The 16,539-nt window shown below is 70.2% G+C and carries 18 protein-coding genes; 7 read left to right on the top strand and 11 right to left on the bottom strand.

Annotation, left to right across the window (positions count from 1 at the left end):
* Window positions 1–71 precede the first annotated feature (71 nt).
* On the top strand, window positions 72–749 hold the full coding sequence (locus DMP23_RS41755; RefSeq protein ID WP_336157515.1) for a GntR family transcriptional regulator: 678 nt from the start codon (window positions 72–74) through the stop codon (window positions 747–749).
* Between the two features lie 2 nt (window positions 750–751).
* Here DMP23_RS41755 and DMP23_RS41750 read toward each other — a convergent pair whose 3' ends face one another.
* The 3 genes from DMP23_RS41750 to DMP23_RS41740 are packed head-to-tail and all read right to left on the bottom strand — an operon-like array spanning window position 752 to window position 2,389.
* A complete protein-coding gene (locus DMP23_RS41750) occupies window positions 752–1,180 on the bottom strand; it encodes an EVE domain-containing protein (protein WP_337824230.1) in 429 nt (142 codons plus the stop codon).
* Window positions 1,177–2,028: an NAD(P)H-binding protein gene (locus tag DMP23_RS41745; protein ID WP_337824229.1), complete on the bottom strand. Its 852-nt coding sequence runs from the start codon at window positions 2,026–2,028 to the stop codon at window positions 1,177–1,179. The genes DMP23_RS41750 and DMP23_RS41745 overlap by 4 nt, the downstream gene beginning before the upstream one ends.
* A complete protein-coding gene (locus tag DMP23_RS41740; RefSeq protein WP_337824228.1) occupies window positions 2,021–2,389 on the bottom strand; it encodes a VOC family protein in 369 nt (122 codons plus the stop codon). The genes DMP23_RS41745 and DMP23_RS41740 overlap by 8 nt, the downstream gene beginning before the upstream one ends.
* 63 nt (window positions 2,390–2,452) lie before the next feature.
* On the opposite strand from DMP23_RS41740, the gene DMP23_RS41735 reads away from it, so the two are divergent.
* Window positions 2,453–2,902 (top strand): MarR family winged helix-turn-helix transcriptional regulator, encoded by a 450-nt coding sequence (locus tag DMP23_RS41735; protein ID WP_337824227.1) that lies wholly within the window; start codon window positions 2,453–2,455, stop codon window positions 2,900–2,902.
* A gap of 1 nt (window position 2,903) precedes the next feature.
* Here the strand turns inward: DMP23_RS41735 and DMP23_RS41730 are convergent, their stop codons facing one another.
* The gene (locus DMP23_RS41730; RefSeq protein ID WP_337824226.1) at window positions 2,904–4,550 is read right to left on the bottom strand and encodes a thiamine pyrophosphate-binding protein; all 1,647 of its coding nucleotides are present in this window, start codon (window positions 4,548–4,550) and stop codon (window positions 2,904–2,906) included.
* Between the two features lie 184 nt (window positions 4,551–4,734).
* On the opposite strand from DMP23_RS41730, the gene DMP23_RS41725 reads away from it, so the two are divergent.
* Together DMP23_RS41725 and DMP23_RS41720 are read left to right on the top strand one after the other, a co-directional pair.
* On the top strand, window positions 4,735–6,102 hold the full coding sequence (locus tag DMP23_RS41725) for a WS/DGAT/MGAT family O-acyltransferase (RefSeq protein ID WP_037817087.1): 1,368 nt from the start codon (window positions 4,735–4,737) through the stop codon (window positions 6,100–6,102).
* A 66-nt stretch (window positions 6,103–6,168) separates the two neighbouring features.
* Window positions 6,169–7,398 (top strand): MFS transporter, encoded by a 1,230-nt coding sequence (locus DMP23_RS41720; RefSeq protein WP_337824225.1) that lies wholly within the window; start codon window positions 6,169–6,171, stop codon window positions 7,396–7,398.
* On the opposite strand, the gene DMP23_RS41715 is transcribed toward DMP23_RS41720, so the two are convergent.
* From DMP23_RS41715 to DMP23_RS41705, 3 genes are all read right to left on the bottom strand, one after another.
* Complete coding sequence (locus DMP23_RS41715; RefSeq protein WP_134728144.1) at window positions 7,355–7,840, bottom strand: MaoC family dehydratase; 486 nt, start codon at window positions 7,838–7,840, stop codon at window positions 7,355–7,357. The two genes, DMP23_RS41720 and DMP23_RS41715, sit on opposite strands and share 44 nt — an antisense overlap.
* Before the next feature lie 61 nt (window positions 7,841–7,901).
* The gene (locus tag DMP23_RS41710) at window positions 7,902–9,284 is read right to left on the bottom strand and encodes an amidase (protein ID WP_037817092.1); all 1,383 of its coding nucleotides are present in this window, start codon (window positions 9,282–9,284) and stop codon (window positions 7,902–7,904) included.
* Entirely contained in the window at window positions 9,266–10,213 is a 948-nt protein-coding gene (locus DMP23_RS41705) for a D-2-hydroxyacid dehydrogenase (protein WP_443111368.1), read from the bottom strand. The genes DMP23_RS41710 and DMP23_RS41705 overlap by 19 nt, the downstream gene beginning before the upstream one ends.
* Window positions 10,214–10,375: 162 nt before the next feature.
* On the opposite strand from DMP23_RS41705, the gene DMP23_RS41700 reads away from it, so the two are divergent.
* Genes DMP23_RS41700 through DMP23_RS41690 form a run of 3 tightly spaced genes read left to right on the top strand, consistent with a single transcriptional unit; the run spans window position 10,376 to window position 12,578 of the window.
* Window positions 10,376–11,116, top strand: a complete 741-nt coding sequence (locus tag DMP23_RS41700) for a maleate cis-trans isomerase family protein (protein ID WP_037817095.1) — start codon at window positions 10,376–10,378, stop codon at window positions 11,114–11,116.
* Between the two features lie 46 nt (window positions 11,117–11,162).
* Window positions 11,163–11,888, top strand: a complete 726-nt coding sequence (locus DMP23_RS41695) for an aspartate/glutamate racemase family protein (RefSeq protein WP_037817096.1) — start codon at window positions 11,163–11,165, stop codon at window positions 11,886–11,888.
* A gap of 3 nt (window positions 11,889–11,891) precedes the next feature.
* Window positions 11,892–12,578: a GntR family transcriptional regulator gene (locus DMP23_RS41690; protein ID WP_037817098.1), complete on the top strand. Its 687-nt coding sequence runs from the start codon at window positions 11,892–11,894 to the stop codon at window positions 12,576–12,578.
* Between the two features lie 299 nt (window positions 12,579–12,877).
* Here the strand turns inward: DMP23_RS41690 and DMP23_RS41685 are convergent, their stop codons facing one another.
* The 4 genes from DMP23_RS41685 to DMP23_RS41670 all read right to left on the bottom strand — a co-directional run bounded on the left by DMP23_RS41685 (window position 12,878) and on the right by DMP23_RS41670 (window position 16,485).
* A complete protein-coding gene (locus DMP23_RS41685; protein WP_337824224.1) occupies window positions 12,878–13,378 on the bottom strand; it encodes a GNAT family N-acetyltransferase in 501 nt (166 codons plus the stop codon).
* A 53-nt stretch (window positions 13,379–13,431) separates the two neighbouring features.
* Complete coding sequence (locus DMP23_RS41680) at window positions 13,432–13,899, bottom strand: DUF4262 domain-containing protein (protein ID WP_134669781.1); 468 nt, start codon at window positions 13,897–13,899, stop codon at window positions 13,432–13,434.
* 70 nt (window positions 13,900–13,969) lie between these two features.
* Window positions 13,970–15,025, bottom strand: a complete 1,056-nt coding sequence (locus DMP23_RS41675; protein WP_134669779.1) for a tartrate dehydrogenase — start codon at window positions 15,023–15,025, stop codon at window positions 13,970–13,972.
* Window positions 15,022–16,485, bottom strand: coding sequence for an NAD-dependent succinate-semialdehyde dehydrogenase (locus tag DMP23_RS41670; RefSeq protein ID WP_134669777.1), 1,464 nt, complete (start codon window positions 16,483–16,485; stop codon window positions 15,022–15,024). The genes DMP23_RS41675 and DMP23_RS41670 overlap by 4 nt, the downstream gene beginning before the upstream one ends.
* Window positions 16,486–16,539: the final 54 nt, after the last annotated feature.

Here is a 16,539-nt window from a genome sequence, read left to right as displayed (position 1 = left end):
CAGAGCGAACGGACCGGTTACGGTTGCCTGGACACCCCGCCGCGGCGGGTGGCGAAGGGGAGGCGACAGGGATGTCCACCACGCACGAGCAGGCGGGGCTGAGCAAGAGCCAGCACACGTATCAAGTGCTGAAGTCCCGGATCACCGCGGGCGAATACCCGGCCGGGCACCGGCTCGTCCTGGGTTCGCTGGCCAAGGAATTCGACGTGAGCACGGTCCCGGTGCGGGAAGCGGTGCGGCTGCTGCAGGCCGAGGGCCTCGTGCACTTCGAACGCAACGTCGGCGCGACCGTCGCGGCGATCGATCCGGTCGGCTACGAGCACACGATGCAGATGCTCGCGATCGTGGAAAGCGCGGCGACCGCGCTCGCCGCACCCCATCTGACGGCCGACGACCTCGCCGAGGCGCGCGAGCTCAACGACCGGATGCGCGCCGGCCTCGGCCAGCTCGAACCGGTCGAATTCACCCGGCTCAACCACGAGTTCCACGAGGTGCTCTACACCCGCTGCCCCAATCCGAGCCTGGTCGACCTGGTCAAAAAGGGCTGGGCCCAGCTCGCCACGATCCGCGATTCGACCTTCTCGTTCGTGCCCGCCCGCGCGCTCGCCTCCGTCGCCGAACACGACCAGCTGCTGGACCTGATCCGCTCCGGTTCCGGGGCCGAGTGGATCGAGCACTGCGCGCGGGCGCACCGGTCAGCGACGCTGGACGCGTTCCTCAGCTGGGACGCGGACGCGCACCACAGCTGACTTCACGCGGTCATCCGCGCGAGGATCGTCGCGAAATCCTGCTGTGGCACGGGAAACAGACCGCGGCGAAACGGCAGACCCCAATGCGCCGGGTCGGTGACAAACGACAACTGGCCGACCAGCGGCTTCGCGTCCACCCGCGCGCAAGCGTGGAACGAAGCCGCGAGCCGCCACGGCCGGAAGTCGTCGCTGACGTAGGCCTGGTAAGGCTTTTCGCCGGTGATGGTGGCCCACGCGGTGAACTGCCGGACCGGCGCGCCGCCCTGCAAGCTCGTGCGCGGCGAGTAGAAAATCATCTCGTCGCCGGGACGCGGCTGGCGAAGACGTTTGCCCGCACCGTGATCCGCCTGGGTGAAGCCGCCCTCGACGGCGGCTTCCACGTGGTCAAGGCTGACGGTGTTGATCCAGAAGCGCTGGGCAGCGGCGTTCACTTCGCGGTCAGCCCTTCGACCAGGCCGGTCGTCGGCCTGCCGAGGAGCCGGGAAAGATCGTCACCGACCCGCACGAAAACCCTGGCAGCAATGGTTTCGTCCAGACTGACCAGGAAATCGGCCATCTCATCAGCCATGCCTGTTTTGCGGAGCAGCGCCCGCAATTCCCCGGGAGTGACCGGCTGATAGGCGACTTCCCGCTCCAGCACCACCGACATCGCGTCGGCAATGTCGGCGTAGGTGAAGTCCGTGTCGCCGGAAAGGTTGTACGTGACGTTGTCGTGCCCTTCGGTGGTGACCACGACGGCCAGCGCCTCGGCCAGATCCTTCCGGCTGGCCGCCGCGACAACAGCGTCACCGGTCGCCGCGGCGAGAACGCCGGTGAAGCGGGGTCCGGCCAGCGACTGGACGTAGTTCTCGATGTACCAAGTGTTCCGCAGGATCGTGTACGGCGCGCCGGAATCGACCAGGGCCTTCTCGGTCGCCCGGTGGTCCGCGTTGATCTCGAACCGGTCGTCGTCGGCTCGGACTCCGCTGGTGTAGTAGAGGTGCCGGACGTTCTTCGCGGCTTTGATGACCGACTCGTGCTGCGCGAGGCGATTCTCGTCGCGGCCAGAGATCAACACGATGTCCGAATGCCGCGCGACCAGGTCCGCGACGCCCGACTCATCCGACAGGTCGACGGACGCGGCACGGAAACCGGCGGAAGCGAGTTCCGCGAGACGCGCCGGGTTGCGTCCGGCCGCGGTGATCGTCTCGGGACTCCTGCCCCGCTCGACCAGCGCGTCCAGGACATGCTGGCCGAGTGCTCCGGTAGCCCCGAAAACGAGGGTGCTCGCCTCAGCCACGGTCGTGGAGGGTGACGTGGTAGCCGTCGGGGTCGGCGAAGGTGAACGTGCGGCCGAAGGGACCGTCGATCGGCGCGGAGACGATGGGGTGCCCGTCGGCGACGAGCGCGTCGTGAATGGCCTGGACGTCGGTCGCGAGCAGCCAGATCGCGGCGCCGATGCCGGGCTGCGCGACGGAGGCGAGGTCAGTGCCGGGCACGACCTCGCGGAGGGCGAACGCGATCGGCTTCGTCTCGAAGACGACGGCGTGCGGCGGTCCGGCCGGCGAGCGGACGAGGCCGAGGTAGCGCTCGTAGAACGCCTGGGAAGCGTCCAGGTCAAGCGCCTGGAGGGAGAGGAAATCGGGGCCGATGGCGGGCACGGTGCTGCTCCTTTTCTTCGTGTCAGGTTCCTGACACGAGCCACTGTATGTCAGAATCCTGACATGAGTCAAGACGGCGCTGGGGTCGACCTGGACAAGTCGCTGGGCTACCTGCTGAAAGAGACGTCGAGCGCGTTGCGGGCGGCCATGGAGGAGGTGCTGCGTCCGCTCGGGATGACGGTGACGCACTACTCCTGCCTCGAGCTGCTGGCGCAGCGGCCGGGCCTGTCGAATTCCGAACTCGCGCGCGGCACGTTCGTGACCCGGCAGTCGATGAACGTGCTGCTCCAGACCCTGGAGCGGGACGGTTACGTGACCAGGCCGGCGGAGGCGCCCGTCGGGAAGGCCCTTCCCGCCCGGCTCACGCCGCGCGGACGGCGGAGCCTGGAGAAGGCGAGCGCCGCGGTCCGGGCTGTCGAGGTCAGGATGCTGTCCGGGCTGACCGAGGCCGAGCAGGCGGACGCGTTCCGGATCCTGCGCAGCATGGCCAGTTCCCTGCGGGACGGCGGATAGCTCAGCCGCGCGGTTTGCGGTACCAGCGCGGCGAAGTGTTCAGCGGCGGCTTCAATTTCGCGCGCACCACCAGCACGTTCGGCTCGTCCGATTCGACGAATTCGCTCAGCAGACGGCGAAACGCGCGGCCGAAGCCGGACACCCGGTCCGCGTGCACGCCGAACGAACGGGCCAGTCCGACGAAATCCGGGCTGTCCCAGTCGACCCCGCGGTGCGGCAGTCCTTCCTGGTCCTGGTCGAAGCGCAGCATGCCGTAGCCGCCGTCGTCCACGACCACGACCGTCACCGGCAGCTGTTCCTCGGCGAGCGTCGCCAAATCCCCTACCGCGTAAAGGAAACCGCCGTCGCCGGTGACGCACAGAACGCGCCCGCCGCCCGCCGCCTCGGCCGCCGCGCCCGCGCCGAGCGACGCCGGGAAGCCGTAGCCGAACGTGCCCCAGCCCATCGGGTACGCCAGCCGCCGCGGCGCGCGGACCCGGTGGAAGCCGCCGATCCAGTATCCGGCGACGCACATGTCCGTGACGATCGTCCCGTCCGCCGGGAGCACTTCCTCCAAAGTGGACAGAAAATCGGCGGCCTGCGGTTCCTCGTCGCGGATGCGCCTGCGCACCCGGCGGCCGATGCCGGCCAGCCGCGCGGTCAGTTCGTCCAGGCCGGGCCGCGTATCCGGATGCAGGGATTCGACGACGCGGCGGGCGTCGCCGACCAGGGTGACGTCCGGCCGGTAGTTCTTCGCCGCGTCGCCCGCGTCGACGTTGACCGCGATCAGCTTCGGCGGCGCGGGCATCTGCCAGTTCTGCGTCATCAGGCCGTCGAAATCGGTGCCGATCGCGAGCACCACGTCGGCCTCGTCCCACAGCTGCCCGACCTCCGGCGCGTGCACCGGATTCGGGGCCAGGCAAGGATGTTCGGGCGGAAGCAGGCCGCGCGCGCCGAAGGTGGTGACCACCGGCGCGGCCAGCCGTTCAGCGAGATGCCCGATCGCTTCGCCCGCTTCGGAGCGCAACGCGCCGCCGCCCGCCCAGATCAGCGGACGGCGCGCGGACGCCAGCAGCTCCGCCGCGCGCGGCAGATCCGGCAGGTCGAGCACGCGTTCGGCGGGCGGCGCGGGCGGTTCGCGTGGCGGCGTGGTCTCGCGGAGGAAATCGGTCGGAATGCCCAAATACACCGGACCGCTTTGCGGCATCAGCGCGAGCCGGGCGGCGCGGTGCAACGTCGCGGCGATCTGGTCCGCGCGGTGCACCGTGAAACCGGCTTTCGTCACCGGGGCGAACATCGCCTGCTGATCGGAGGTTTCGTGCAGCACTCCGCGCACGACACCCGGACGGCGCAGCGTCGACGGAATGTCCGTGGCGATCACCAGCACCGGAGCCGCGGACGCCATCGCTTCGCCGACCGCGCCGAGCGTGTTCGCCGCACCGGGTCCGGTGGTCACGAGCGCGACGCCGAGTTTTCCCGTCCTGCGCGCATAACCGTCGGCGGCGTACCCCGCGGTCTGTTCGTGCCGGACGTTGACGAGCCGGATCCCGGTGTCCGCCAACGCCTCCCACAGCGGCAGGTTGTGGACTCCCGGCAGGCCGAACACCACCTCGGTCCCGAGAGCCGTGAGCGCGTCCCCCAGCTGCTGAGCTCCAGTCCGTCCTGCCACGCCAGCGATGGTATCCGCCTCGCGTAAGCAGCTGCAGACAACGTCACCGGACAGGGGTTGTCATCGCCGCGCGGCCCCGCTGTCCCCCGGCCGGCCGCGAGATCTGAGGCGCCGCCTTTTTCGTGCGTACACTCCGGGTGCCGGGGACGCCGAGGTCCCCGCGGCAGCGGAAAGGGGTGGCCGAATGCCGTTGATGCCGGTGACCGACTCGATGTTCCTGATGGTCGAGACCCGCGAGCACCCGATGCACGTAGGCGGGCTCCAGCTGTTCCGCAAACCCGACGGCGCGGGTGACGACTATCTGCGCGACCTCCGCCGCTCCCTGCTCGAATCGGACAACATGCGCGGCGTGTTCCGGATGCGGCCGAGCCGTCCGGTGAACACGGTCGGGCACGTGCGCTGGTCGCGCGACACCGATCTGGAACTCGACTACCACTTCCGGCACTCCGCGCTGCCGCAGCCGGGCCGGATCCGCGAACTGCTCGAACTCACCTCGCGCTGGCACAGCACGCTGCTCGACCGGCACCGGCCGCTGTGGGAAACGCACCTCATCGAAGGACTGCGCGACGGCCGGTTCGCGGTGTACTCGAAGATCCACCACGCGCTGATGGACGGCGTTTCGGCGCTGCGGCATCTGCAGGGCACGCTCTCGGACGATCCCGCCGACCTGGACTGCCCGCCGCCGTGGGGTTCGCGCGACAAGCCGGCCGCGAACCGCAACGGCCGTGCCTCCGCGTCGCCGTTCGCCCTCGTGGGCAAGACGTTCGAGCAGGTCGCGGGCATCGCGCCGGCCGCGGCGAAGGTGGCGCGCGAGGCGTTCCGCGAGCACCGGCTCACGCTGCCGATGCAGGCGCCGAAGACGATGCTGAACGTGCCGATCGGCGGCGCGCGCCGGTTCGCCGCGCAGTCCTGGCCGCTCGACCGGGTGCGCGAGGTCGCGACGGCCGCGGGCGTGTCCCGCAACGACGTCGTGCTCGCGATGTGTGCCGGCGCGCTGCGCGACTACCTGATCGAACAGAGTGCGCTGCCGGACGCGCCGCTGGTCGCGATGGTCCCGGTGTCGCTGCGCCGCCGCGACTCCGGCGACGCGACCGGCAACAACATCGGCGCGCTGCTGTGCAACCTCGCCACCGACCTGACCGATCCGGCGCAGCGGCTGGCCGCGATCTCGGAGTCGATGTCGAACGGCAAGAAGCTGTTTTCGCAGCTGTCGCCGCTGCAGACGCTGCTGCTGTCCGGGATCAACGTGGCCCAGCTGGGCGCGTCGCCGATCCCCGGGGTCGTCGGCAACACGCGGCCGCCGTTCAACCTGGTCATCTCGAATGTGCCCGGCCCGCGCAAGCAGATGTACTGGAACGGCGCGGCGCTCGACGGCATCTACCCGGCGTCGGTGCTGCTCGACGGGCAAGCCCTGAATATCACGCTGACCAGCAACGGGGACAATCTCGACTTCGGCGTCACCGGATGCCGGCGCAGTGTCCCGCATCTGCAGCGGATCCTGACGCATCTGGACACCGCGCTCGCCGAACTGGAGTTCGCGACCCGGGGGTAGCGCGGGCACTGGATGGCGCCGGAGACGGCGTGGTTATTCGATTGACAGCCGCGGGAGGCTCGGCCGGTGAGCCTCCTGGAGCCGTTGCGGCACCGCAGTTTCCGTGCCCTCGCCGCCGGGCGGACGCTCGGCACCTTCGGCAATTCGGTCGCTCCGGTCGCGCTCGCGTTCGCGGTGCTCGACCGCACCGGGTCGGCGGTCGATCTCGGGCTGGTCGTCGGGGCGCGGTCGCTCGCGAACGTGCTGCTCCTGCTTTTCGGCGGCGTGCTCGCGGACCGGCTGCCGCGCGCGGTGATCCTCCAGGGCACCGAGATCGCGGCCGGGCTCAGCCAGGCCCTGATCGCCGCGAGTGTCCTTTGTGGATTCTCCTCGGTCCCGTTCCTGATCTCGCTGAGCGTGGTCAACGGAGCGGTCTCGGCGATGTCGCTGCCCGCCGCGGCGGCGATCACCCCGCAGACCGTGCCGCGCGACCTGCTGGCGCCGTCGAACGCGTTGCTGCGGCTGCTGGTCAACGGCGGTCGCATCGCCGGGGCGGGAGTCGCCGGGGTCGCGGTGGCGGCGGTCGGATCCGGCTGGGCGCTGGCGGTCAACGCGCTGCTGTTCTTCGCCGCCGCGCTCGCCTACCACGCGGTCCGGCTGCCGCGCGCCGAACGAGCGCCGGGCAGCAGGCCGATCGCCGACCTGATCGCCGGATGGCACGAATTCCGGTCCCGCACCTGGGTGTGGGCGGTGGTGGCGCAGTTCGCCGTCGTCAACGCCGCCGGGTTCGGCGCGCTCACGGTCATCGGGCCGGTGGTGGCGGACGAGACGTTCGGGCGGTCCGGCTGGGGACTGGCGCTGGCGATGCAGACCGCGGGCGCGCTGCTCGGCGGGCTCGTCGCCGCGCATTGGCAACCGCGGCACGCCTTGTTCATCGGGGTGGCTCTGGTGACGATGGACGCGCTGCCGGCACTGACGCTCGGCTGGTGGCCGTCGCTCGTCCCGGCGCTGATCGCGATGCTGGTGGCCGGGCTGGCGATGGAGCAGTTCAGCGTCGCCTGGGACGTTTCGCTGCAGGAACACGTCCCGCCGGACCGGCTCGCCCGCGTGTATTCCTACGACATGCTGGGGTCGATCGCCGCGATGCCGCTCGGGCAGATCGCGGCGGGTCCCCTCGTGCAGCACTTCGGCCGCGAGCCGGTGCTCGTCACGTGCGGAGTGCTGGTCGTCGTCGCGACCGGCCTCGCGCTGTGCAGCCGGGAGATCCGGCAGCTCACGAACCGGCAGGCGGCACCGGTCGCACCGACAGGAAGTTGACCGCGCTCGCGCTGAACACCAGCTCGTCGTCGCCGTTGAACAGTTCCATCTTGGTGCGCACGAGGCCGCGGTCGGGCTTCGACTTCGACAGCCGCGCCTCGGTGACGGTCGCCCGCATCCGCAGCCGGTCCCCCGGCCGCACCGGACGCGGCCAGCGCAGTTCGTCGACGCCGGGGCTGCCGAGGCTCGCGACCGACGACAGGTAGTGGTCGGCGAACATCCGCATCATCAGGCTCGACGTGTGCCAGCCGCTCGCGATCAGCCCGCCGAACGGGCCCTCCTTCGCCGCCACCGGGTCGACGTGGAAGCTCTGCGGGTCGTACTTTTCGGCGAACTCGACGATCTCCGCCTCGGTGACCGTCGTGTCGCCGAACTCGTACACCGATCCCTCGGGGTAGTCCTCGAACCAGCGGTCGTCGATGGGCACGGTGAACTCGGTCATGCGGGACAGCCTGCCACAGCTCGTCACCGGCGAAACGTGCCGAGAGTCTCCCCAGCGGACGTCACGGCGCGGCCCAGGGACGGACCTCCTCGAGCAGCTTCGCCACCGCCAGCACCAGGTCGTCCGAATGCCGGGGGCCGACGATCTGCAGGCCCACCGGAAGGCCCGATTCGGTGCGCCCGGCCGGGACGCTGATCGCGGGCTGCTGCGTCATGTTGAACGGATAGGTGAACGGCGTCCACTCCGGCCATTCGGTCATCCCGCTGCCCGGCGGCACGTCGTGGCCGGCCTCGAACGGCGGGATCGGGACGGTCGGCGTGAGCAGCACGTCGTAGCGGGTGTGGAACTCGCCCATCAGGATGCCGAGCGCGGCGCGTTCCGCGGTCGCGTCGAGGTAGTCGCCCGCGGAATAGGTGCGGCCCTGTTCCCACACGCGGAGCAGGCCCGGGTCGATCCGCGACTCGCTGCCCGGCGGGAACGCTTCGAGGGACTTCGCCGCGCCCGCGGACCACAGCACGTCGAAGGCGTCCTTCGGGTCGGCGAATCCGGGGTCGGCCTGCTCCACCTGCAGTCCGGCGTCGGCGAGGGACTGCACCGCCGACTGGACGATCGCCGCGACTTCCGGGTCCACGTCGGCGAAACCGAGCGTCGGCGAGTACGCGGCGATGAGCCCGCGCACGTCGCGCCGCACTGCCTCGCGGTACGCGCTGATCGGCGGGGCGAGCCCGGTCGGATCGCGGTGGTCCGGCAGCGCGAGGACGTCCAGCAGCAACGCCGTGTCGTCCACGCAGCGCGCCATCGGCCCGGCGTGCGCGAGCGGCCCGAACGGGCTCGCCGGGAACAGCGGGACCCGGCCGTGCGTCGGCTTCATGCCGACGATTCCGCAGAACGACGCGGGAATCCGGATCGAGCCGCCGCCGTCGGTGCCGACGGACAATTCGCCCATCGCCGCCGCGACCGCGGCCGCGCTGCCGCCGCTGGACCCGCCCGCCGTCATCCGCGGGTTCACCGGATTGCGCGTGATGCCCGCGAGCGCGCTGTCGGTGACGCCCTTCCAGGCGATCTCCGGCGTGGTGGTCTTGCCCAGCACGACCAGGCCCGCCTCGCGCATCCGCGCCATCACCGGGCTGTCGACCTCCCACGGCTGGTCGGCCGGGATGCTCGTGGAACCGCGCAGCGTCGGCCAGCCCTGGGTGAGGAAGATGTCCTTGATCGACGCCGGGACGCCGTCGAGCGCGCCGATCGGATTCCCGTCGCGCCAGCGCGCCTCGGCCGCTTTCGCCTGCTCCAGCGCGCGCTCGGCGTCGACGAGGCAGTAGGCGTTGACCTCGCCGTCGCGATCCTCGATGTTCTGCAGGGCGCTCTTGGTCGCCTCGACCGGCGACAGTTCGCCGGTGGCGTAGGCGGCGACGAGTTCGCTGGCGGTCAATTCCCGGTCGCCCATCCGGCGCCTCCCTGCGATTCGGACGGCACGTAGCCGAGCCGTTTGTCCACGACGTTCCAGAGCGGTTCCCCGGCGAGCCAGCGCCGGAAGTTCCCGGCGAACACCTCTACCAGCGTCCGCCGCCAGCCGAGGAAGTCCCCCGACATGTGCGGGGACAGCAGAACGTCCGGCATGGTCCACAGTGGACTTTCGGCGGGCAGCGGCTCGGTTTCGAAGACGTCGAGGGCGGCGCCGGCGATCTCCCCCGCCTGCAGCGCCGCGATGAGATCGGACGTGACCACCAGTTCGCCGCGCCCCACGTTGACGAACCGCGCGGACGGTTTCATCGCGGCGAACGCGGCGGCGTCGAACATGCCCTTGGTCTGGTCGGTGAGCGGCGCGACCGCGACGACGTAGTCGAACTCGGGCAGATACCCCGTCAGCCCGGCGGATTCGCGCACGACGCCGAAATCCGGATCCCCGACCCGGGCCCGCCGCCCCGCCCCGGACACGCGCATCCCGGCCGCGCGCAGCATCCGCGCGATGGCCCTTCCGATCGGTCCGGTGCCGACCACCAGCACCTCCCGCCCGGCGATCCGCTCGGTCTCGCGGTGCTGCCACGTGCCAGCGCGCTGCAGGTCGAGCGAACGCGCGAAGTCCTTGGCGAACGACAGCACGACGCCGAGCACGTACTCGGCGATGGCGTCGTCGAACACCCCGCGCGAGTTCGTGAGCACGACGTCGCTCTCGCGCAGCCCCGGGAACAGCACCGGGTCGACGCCGGCGCTCGCGATGTGCAGCCACTGCAACCGGTCCGCGGCGGGCCAGGCGCCGGGGACGGCCCCGGAAAGGAAGTCGTAGACGAAAAGCGCGTCGGCCCCGGCCAGCGCACCGGCGAGGCCGCGTTCGTCGGTGTAACGAACTACCGCCGCGTCTTCGATAGCGGCCATGTCCGGTGGATGGTCTGCCCCGCAGAGCACTGCCAGTACGGGGTTTTCCGGAGCGGTCACGATTGACACGGTAAAAGTGGCTCGTATGATTGTCAACAATCCGAGGACCACCCCCGGAGCACCGGACGGGCATCGGCACAGGCGTATTCCGGAGGCTGAACCTTGGATCTGGACTTCCTCGCGTTCGAGGGCCCGCTCGCCCAGCGCGGCATCGGCGTGATCGCGCCGTTCGACCTCGCGCTCGAGCGCGAGCTGTGGCGCTGGGTGCCGATGGAGGTGTCGCTGCATCTCGCCCGCACCCCCTACGAACCGGTGCCGGTGAGCATGGAGATGGCACAGCTGGTGAGCGACAGCAGGCACCTCGCCGCGGCCACGCGCGACGTGCTGCACGTGGAGCCGGAGGTGGTCGCGTACCTGTGCACCTCGGGCAGCTTCGTGAACGGCATCGACTACGAACGCTCCCTCACCAAGGCGATCTGCGACGCGGGCGCGCCGGACGCGGTCACCACGTCCGGGGCGCTGGTCGAGGTGCTGCACCAGCTCGACCTGCACCGGGTCTCGGTGCTCACGCCCTACGACGCCGACCTCACCGGCAAACTCCACGATTTCCTCGGCGAGGTCGGCGTGACCACGGTGTCCAGCGACCACCTCGGACTGGGCGGCGGCATCTGGAAGGTCAGCTACCGCACCATCGCCGAGCGGATCCTGGCCGCGGACCACCGCGACGCCGAGGCGATCTTCGTCAGCTGCACCAACCTCCCGACGTTCGACCTGATCGAACCGCTGGAAAAGGCGCTCGGCAAACCCGTGCTGACCGCCAACCAGCTGACGATGTGGGCGTGCCTGCGCCGGATGCAGCTGCCCATCGTGGGACCCGGCCAGTGGCTGCGGGAGGTGTCTTGACCAGTCCCGCTAATATTGTCGACAATTTGCGCATCCCGGAGGTTTCGTGACCACGATCGGCTTCATCTACCCCGACCACGCGGCCGAGGACGACTACCCGCTCGCGGAACAGCTTCTCGGCGGCTCCGACGGCGACATCAGCCTGCCGGTCGCGCACATCTACGGGACCGACCTGCACGCCGTGCCGGAACTGCTCGACCTCGGCAGCGAAGCCCGGCTCGCCGAAGGCGCGCGGCTGCTGACGAAGCACCAGCCGGAAGCGGTGGTGTGGGCGTGCACGTCCGGCAGCTTCGTGTACGGCTGGGACGGCGCGCGCAACCAGGCCGACCAGCTCGCCAAGGCCGCCGGAGTGCCGGCCTCGAGCACGTCGTTCGCCTTCGTGCACGCGGCGAAAGCCCTTGGCGTGCAACGAGTCGCGGTGGCCGCGAGCTACCCCGACGACGTCGCGCGGCTGTTCGTGGACTTCCTCGCCGCGGGAGGCGTCGAGGTGCTTTCGATGTCGAGCGCCGACATCGACACCGCCGCCGAGGTAGGCCAGCTCGCCCCCGAGGCCGTGGTGGACCTCGCGGTGAGCCACGACCACCCGGACGCCGACGCGGTCCTGGTGCCCGACACCGCGATGCGCACGCTCGGCGAGATCACCGACATCGAGGCGAAGCTCGGCAAGCCGGTGCTGACCGCCAACCAGGTGACAGTGTGGGAAGGCCTGCGCCTGACCGGCACGACCCGGCTGGTGCGTTCGCTGGGCGCGTTGTTCCGGACGAGGGGCTGACCCGTGGTCGCACTGCCGGACATAGAGCCGGTCAGCCGGGAATCGACCGCCGCCGTGATCGCGCGCCAGCTGCGCGACGCGATCATGACCGGCGCGCTGCCGCCGGGCACCCAGCTCGGCGAAACCGACCTGGCCGCCCGCTTCCAGGTCTCGCGCGGCCCGCTGCGCGAGGCGATGCAGCACCTCGTGTCCGAGGGGTTGCTGCGCAGCGAACGCCACCGGGGCCTGTTCGTGATCGACCTCGAACCGGAGGATGTCTTCGACATCTACCTCGCCCGCTCGGCGGTCGAACGGGCCGCCCTGCTGTGCGCGTTCCGCGGGGACCGCGAGGCAGTGGCGGCGATGCTGGAACAGAACGTGGCCGACATGGCGGCGGCCGCGGACGATCCGGCCGCGCTGTCGGAGGCTGACCTGCGCTTCCACGAGGCGCTGATCAACGCCTCCGGCAGCAAACGGCTGGCGCGGATGGCCCGGACGCTGCTGATCGAGACGCGGATGTGCCTGACCCTGCTGCAGAGCACGTATCAGGGCGTGGAGGACCGGCTGGAGGAGCACACGAGGATCATCGAAGCCCTTCGGTCGGACGACGAGGAGACGGCGCTGCACCTGCTGGACGCGCACATGGAGGACGCGATCAGCCGGTTGCTTCCGGGGCGGACCCTGAAGGGCGGGGTCGCGGTTCCGGAGTGAGGCGGGCGGGTTTTCCGGACGGCCGCTTCTCCTCCCCTGCACCGCAGGGAGCACGCCACTCACCCCGCGCTGCCCGATTACCGCATGAGCACACGCAATCCGCGCTCGGCGGATGGCGACGCGGTCGTCTCCGCACCTGACCGGACCGCTTGCCCCCGTGGTGGCGAACCGCACGGCGGTCCGTTCCTCGCGAGCGAACCGGTGCAGCACGAAGCTGGAAGCGCGACCGGGCAATGCGAGCAGCAGCAACGGAATGGCTAAGTCCGCACCGCTCCGCCGTGGCGACCAGGAGATGCGGCTCAGCTCGCCGACGACTCCAGCGTGATCCAGTACCGCCGCACCGGCCCGTGGTCGGTCTGACGGGTTTCCTCCAGCACACCGCCCGCGCGTTCGATCGTCTTGGCGGACGCCAGGTTCTCCCCCTCGCACACCAAGAGCACGCGAGACAAACTCAGCCGCCGGGCTTCGGGCAGCATCTGGTGCAGTGCCCAAGAAGCGAGACCACGGCCGCGCGCGGACGGACGGAGGCCGAAGCCCAGGTGCCCAGCCCACCGAACGTACGAGGCCGGTCCAGCGCGCAGGGCGATTCCGCCGAGCACCTGTCCGTCCTCGACCACCCAGCGGTACACACCGCGGTCCGCGGTCAAGGAGCCGACCCAGGCGGCGAAGCCAGCCGGAGAATCGACCTGATCCGACGCGGACAGGCCGAAGCCGTCCTCGTGCAAGCCCGGGCCCCATTCGCGATGCGCTTCCAGCCACGAGCGGTGCAGGCGGACGGTGGGGGCCAGCAGTTCGGGCATGCTTCGACACTACCGGCCACCGGCGCGGAAAACCCTGCAACAGCAACAAAAACTCACGCATAACGCACCCCCAGCACGGGCTGTCCGCCGCGGCCGGAGTTGTACTGCGGAGACCACGGGAACCAGCCCGCCGAGTCGGCGTACACCAGCTGTCTGGCTTCGATTCCCGTGCCATAGCAGCACACCGCGATGTCCAGGTGCGCCGCCGGAGCGCTGAGCTGGACGATTTCCACTCGCGGCAACCGAGGCAGCAGCCACTGCTGCCCGGGCACCGGCGGGCCGGTGTGCAGCGAGTGTTCGGCCGCGGCGTTCAGCAGCCGCACTGCCTGGTGTGGCAGCAATCCCGTGACGACCAGCTCGGGCAGGCCCTGCACGGTCAGGCCCGCGGTGTACGCCCAGGGCGGCCGGGAACCTGTTCCCAGCACGCCCTGGACGCACCAGCCGTGCTCCCTGATCTCGTCGAGCACCTCGATCAGGTACTGCTCCTCCGGTCTTTCCGGTTCCTCGCACCTCTGGCACATCGGCTCCTCCTCCCCTCGGGGACCCGTCGGCGGGTCAGGGAAGAGTCAACCGCGCGGCACCGACGAAAAATCAGCGGAGCGAAGCGGCCACCGCGGTGCCGAGCGCGGTTGTGGTAGCGGTTCCGCCGAGGTCGGGGGTGAGCGTTTCGCCCGCGGTCAGCACCTCGTCGACCGAGGCGCGGATCGCTTGTGCGGCAACGGTTTCCCCGAGGTGCTCCAGCAGCATCGCCGCGGCGAGGATCTGTGCGACCGGGTTCGCGATGCCCTGTCCGGCGATGTCCGGAGCACTGCCGTGGACCGCCTCGAACATCGACGGAAACTCACCTGATGGGTTGATGTTTCCGGACGGGGCCATGCCCAGTCCGCCGGTGATCGCGGCCGCGAGGTCGCTCAGGATGTCGCCGAACAGGTTCGACGCCACCACCACGTCGAGCCGGTCCGGAGCCTGCACCATCCGCGCGGCGAGAGCGTCCACATGGCACTGTTCCGCGCGGACGTCCGGGTACTGGCCCGCGACTTCCGCGAAAATCTCGTCCCAGTACGGCATCGAGTGGATCAGCCCGTTGGACTTCGTCGCCGACGTGACGTGCTGAGAACGCGTGCGCGCGAGTTCGAAGGCGTACCGGATGATCCGTTCCACCCCGACCCGCGTGAACACCGACTCCTGCAGCACGAACTCGTCCGGCCGCCCGGCGTTGTGCCGTCCGCCGATCTCCGAGTACTCGCCCTCGGAGTTCTCCCGGACGATCACCATTTCCAGCTCGTCGGCCTTCCGCCCGGCCAGCACCGAGGACGTCCCCGGCAGCAGCCGCACCGGACGCAGGTTGACGTACTGCTGGAACGCCCGCCGCAACGGGATCAGCAGGCCCCACAACGAAACGTGGTCCGCGACGCCGGGGAAGCCAACGGCGCCGAGCAGGATGCCGTCGAACCCCGACAACTGCTCGACCCCGTCCTCCGGCATCATCGCGCCGGTCTTCGCGTACCGCTCGCAGCTCCAGTCGAATTCGGTCCATTCCAAGGAGAATCCGTACTTGTCCGCGGCGGCGTCGAGGACCCGGCGCGCCTCGATCGTGACGTCGACCCCGATCCCGTCGCCGGGGATGCTCGCAATCCGATGGGTCACAGGTTCACCGCGATGTACTTGGTCTCCAGGAATTCCTCGATGCCGACCGTGCCGCCCTCACGGCCGAGACCGGACTGCTTGACGCCGCCGAACGGGGCCGCCGGGTTGGACACGATGCCCTGGTTGAGGCCGATCATCCCGGCCTCGAGGCGTTCCGACACCCGCAGCGCGCGCTTCAGGTCGCTGGTGAACAGGTAGGACACCAGGCCGAATTCGGTGTCGTTGGCCTTCTCGACCGCCTCGTCCTCGGTGTCGAACGGGGTGATCGGCGCGACCGGGCCGAAGATTTCCTCGCTGGCCAGCCGGGCGTCCACCGGAACGTCCGTGAGCACGGTGGCCGGGTAGAAGTGCCCGGGACCGTCGACCCGCGAGCCGCCGGTGAGCACCCGCGCGCCCTTGTCCGTGGCGTCCTTGACCAGCTCGGTCACCTTCTTCACCGCGGCCTCGTCGATGAGCGGGCCGACCACGACGCCTTCGTCGGTGCCGCGGCCCATCGGCAGCGCCTGCATCCGCTCGGTGAGCCGGCGGGAGAATTCCTCGGCCACGCCGCGCTGCACGTAGAACCGGTTGGCCGCGGTGCACGCCTCGCCGATGTTGCGCATCTTGGCCTGCATCGCGCCCTCGACCGCGGCGTCCAGGTCCGCGTCGTCGAACACGACGAACGGCGCGTTGCCGCCCAGTTCCATCGAGGTGCGCAGCACCTTCTCCGCGCACTGTTCCAGCAGCTTGCGCCCGACCCCGGTCGAGCCGGTGAACGAGAGCTTGCGCGCGCGTCCGTCGCGGATCAGCGGCTCCATCACGCCGCCCGCGTCCTTGGTGGTGACGACGTTCAGCACGCCTTCGGGCAGTCCGGCGTCGGCGAGGATCTGGGTGAGCGCGAGCATCGACAGCGGCGTCTGCGCGGCGGGCTTGATCACCATCGTGCAGCCCGCGGCGACGGCCGGGCCGATCTTGCGCGTGCCCATCGCCATCGGGAAGTTCCACGGCGTGATGAGCAGCGTCGGTCCGACCGGCTGGCGCGCGATTAGGAACCGCCCGTTGCCGTTCGGGGCCACCGCGTAGCCGCCGTCGATCCGCACCGCCTCCTCGGCGAACCAGCGGAAGAACTCGGCGGCGTAAGTGATCTCCCCGGCGGCCTCGGCCAGCGGCTTGCCCATTTCCAGCGTCATCAGCAGCGCCAGCTCGTCGCGGCGCTCGATGAGCTTGTCGTACGCGCGGCGCAGGATCTCGCCGCGCTCCCGAGGGGCGACCGCGGCCCAGTCGGCCTGTGCCGCGACGGCCGCGTCGAGCGCCGCGAGACCGTCCTCCGGCCCGGCGTCCGCGACCTGGCACAGCACCTCGCCGGTGGAGGGGTCCTGCACGTCGAAGGTCTTGCCGCTGCGCGCGGAGACCCACTTGCCGCCGATGAAGAGTTCCTTGCCGACCGCGCTCACGACGCCGTTCTCGGTGATCCCGCTCATCCAGCTCGCTCCTGTTCCTGTTGTCCCGAACTCATGCTATGGATATTGTCAACA

Source organism: Amycolatopsis sp. A1MSW2902 (genome assembly GCF_017312175.1).
GTDB lineage: Bacteria > Actinomycetota > Actinomycetes > Mycobacteriales > Pseudonocardiaceae > Amycolatopsis > Amycolatopsis nivea.
The sequence above is the reverse complement of the archived record's forward strand: the minus strand, read 5'-3'. Positions and strand labels throughout refer to the sequence as shown.

Coding starts and splice junctions, on each gene's coding strand:
- DMP23_RS41735 (WP_337824227.1), top strand. CDS start 2,453: ATGAGTCAAGACGGCGCTGGGGTCGACCTGGACAAGTCGCTGGGCTAC.
- DMP23_RS41725 (WP_037817087.1), top strand. CDS start 4,735: ATGCCGTTGATGCCGGTGACCGACTCGATGTTCCTGATGGTCGAGACC.
- DMP23_RS41715 (WP_134728144.1), bottom strand. CDS start 7,840: ATGACCGAGTTCACCGTGCCCATCGACGACCGCTGGTTCGAGGACTAC.
- DMP23_RS41705 (WP_443111368.1), bottom strand. CDS start 10,213: ATGGCCGCTATCGAAGACGCGGCGGTAGTTCGTTACACCGACGAACGC.
- DMP23_RS41670 (WP_134669777.1), bottom strand. CDS start 16,485: ATGAGCGGGATCACCGAGAACGGCGTCGTGAGCGCGGTCGGCAAGGAA.
- DMP23_RS41710 (WP_037817092.1), bottom strand. CDS start 9,284: ATGGGCGACCGGGAATTGACCGCCAGCGAACTCGTCGCCGCCTACGCC.
- DMP23_RS41755 (WP_336157515.1), top strand. CDS start 72: ATGTCCACCACGCACGAGCAGGCGGGGCTGAGCAAGAGCCAGCACACG.
- DMP23_RS41680 (WP_134669781.1), bottom strand. CDS start 13,899: ATGTGCCAGAGGTGCGAGGAACCGGAAAGACCGGAGGAGCAGTACCTG.
- DMP23_RS41685 (WP_337824224.1), bottom strand. CDS start 13,378: ATGCCCGAACTGCTGGCCCCCACCGTCCGCCTGCACCGCTCGTGGCTG.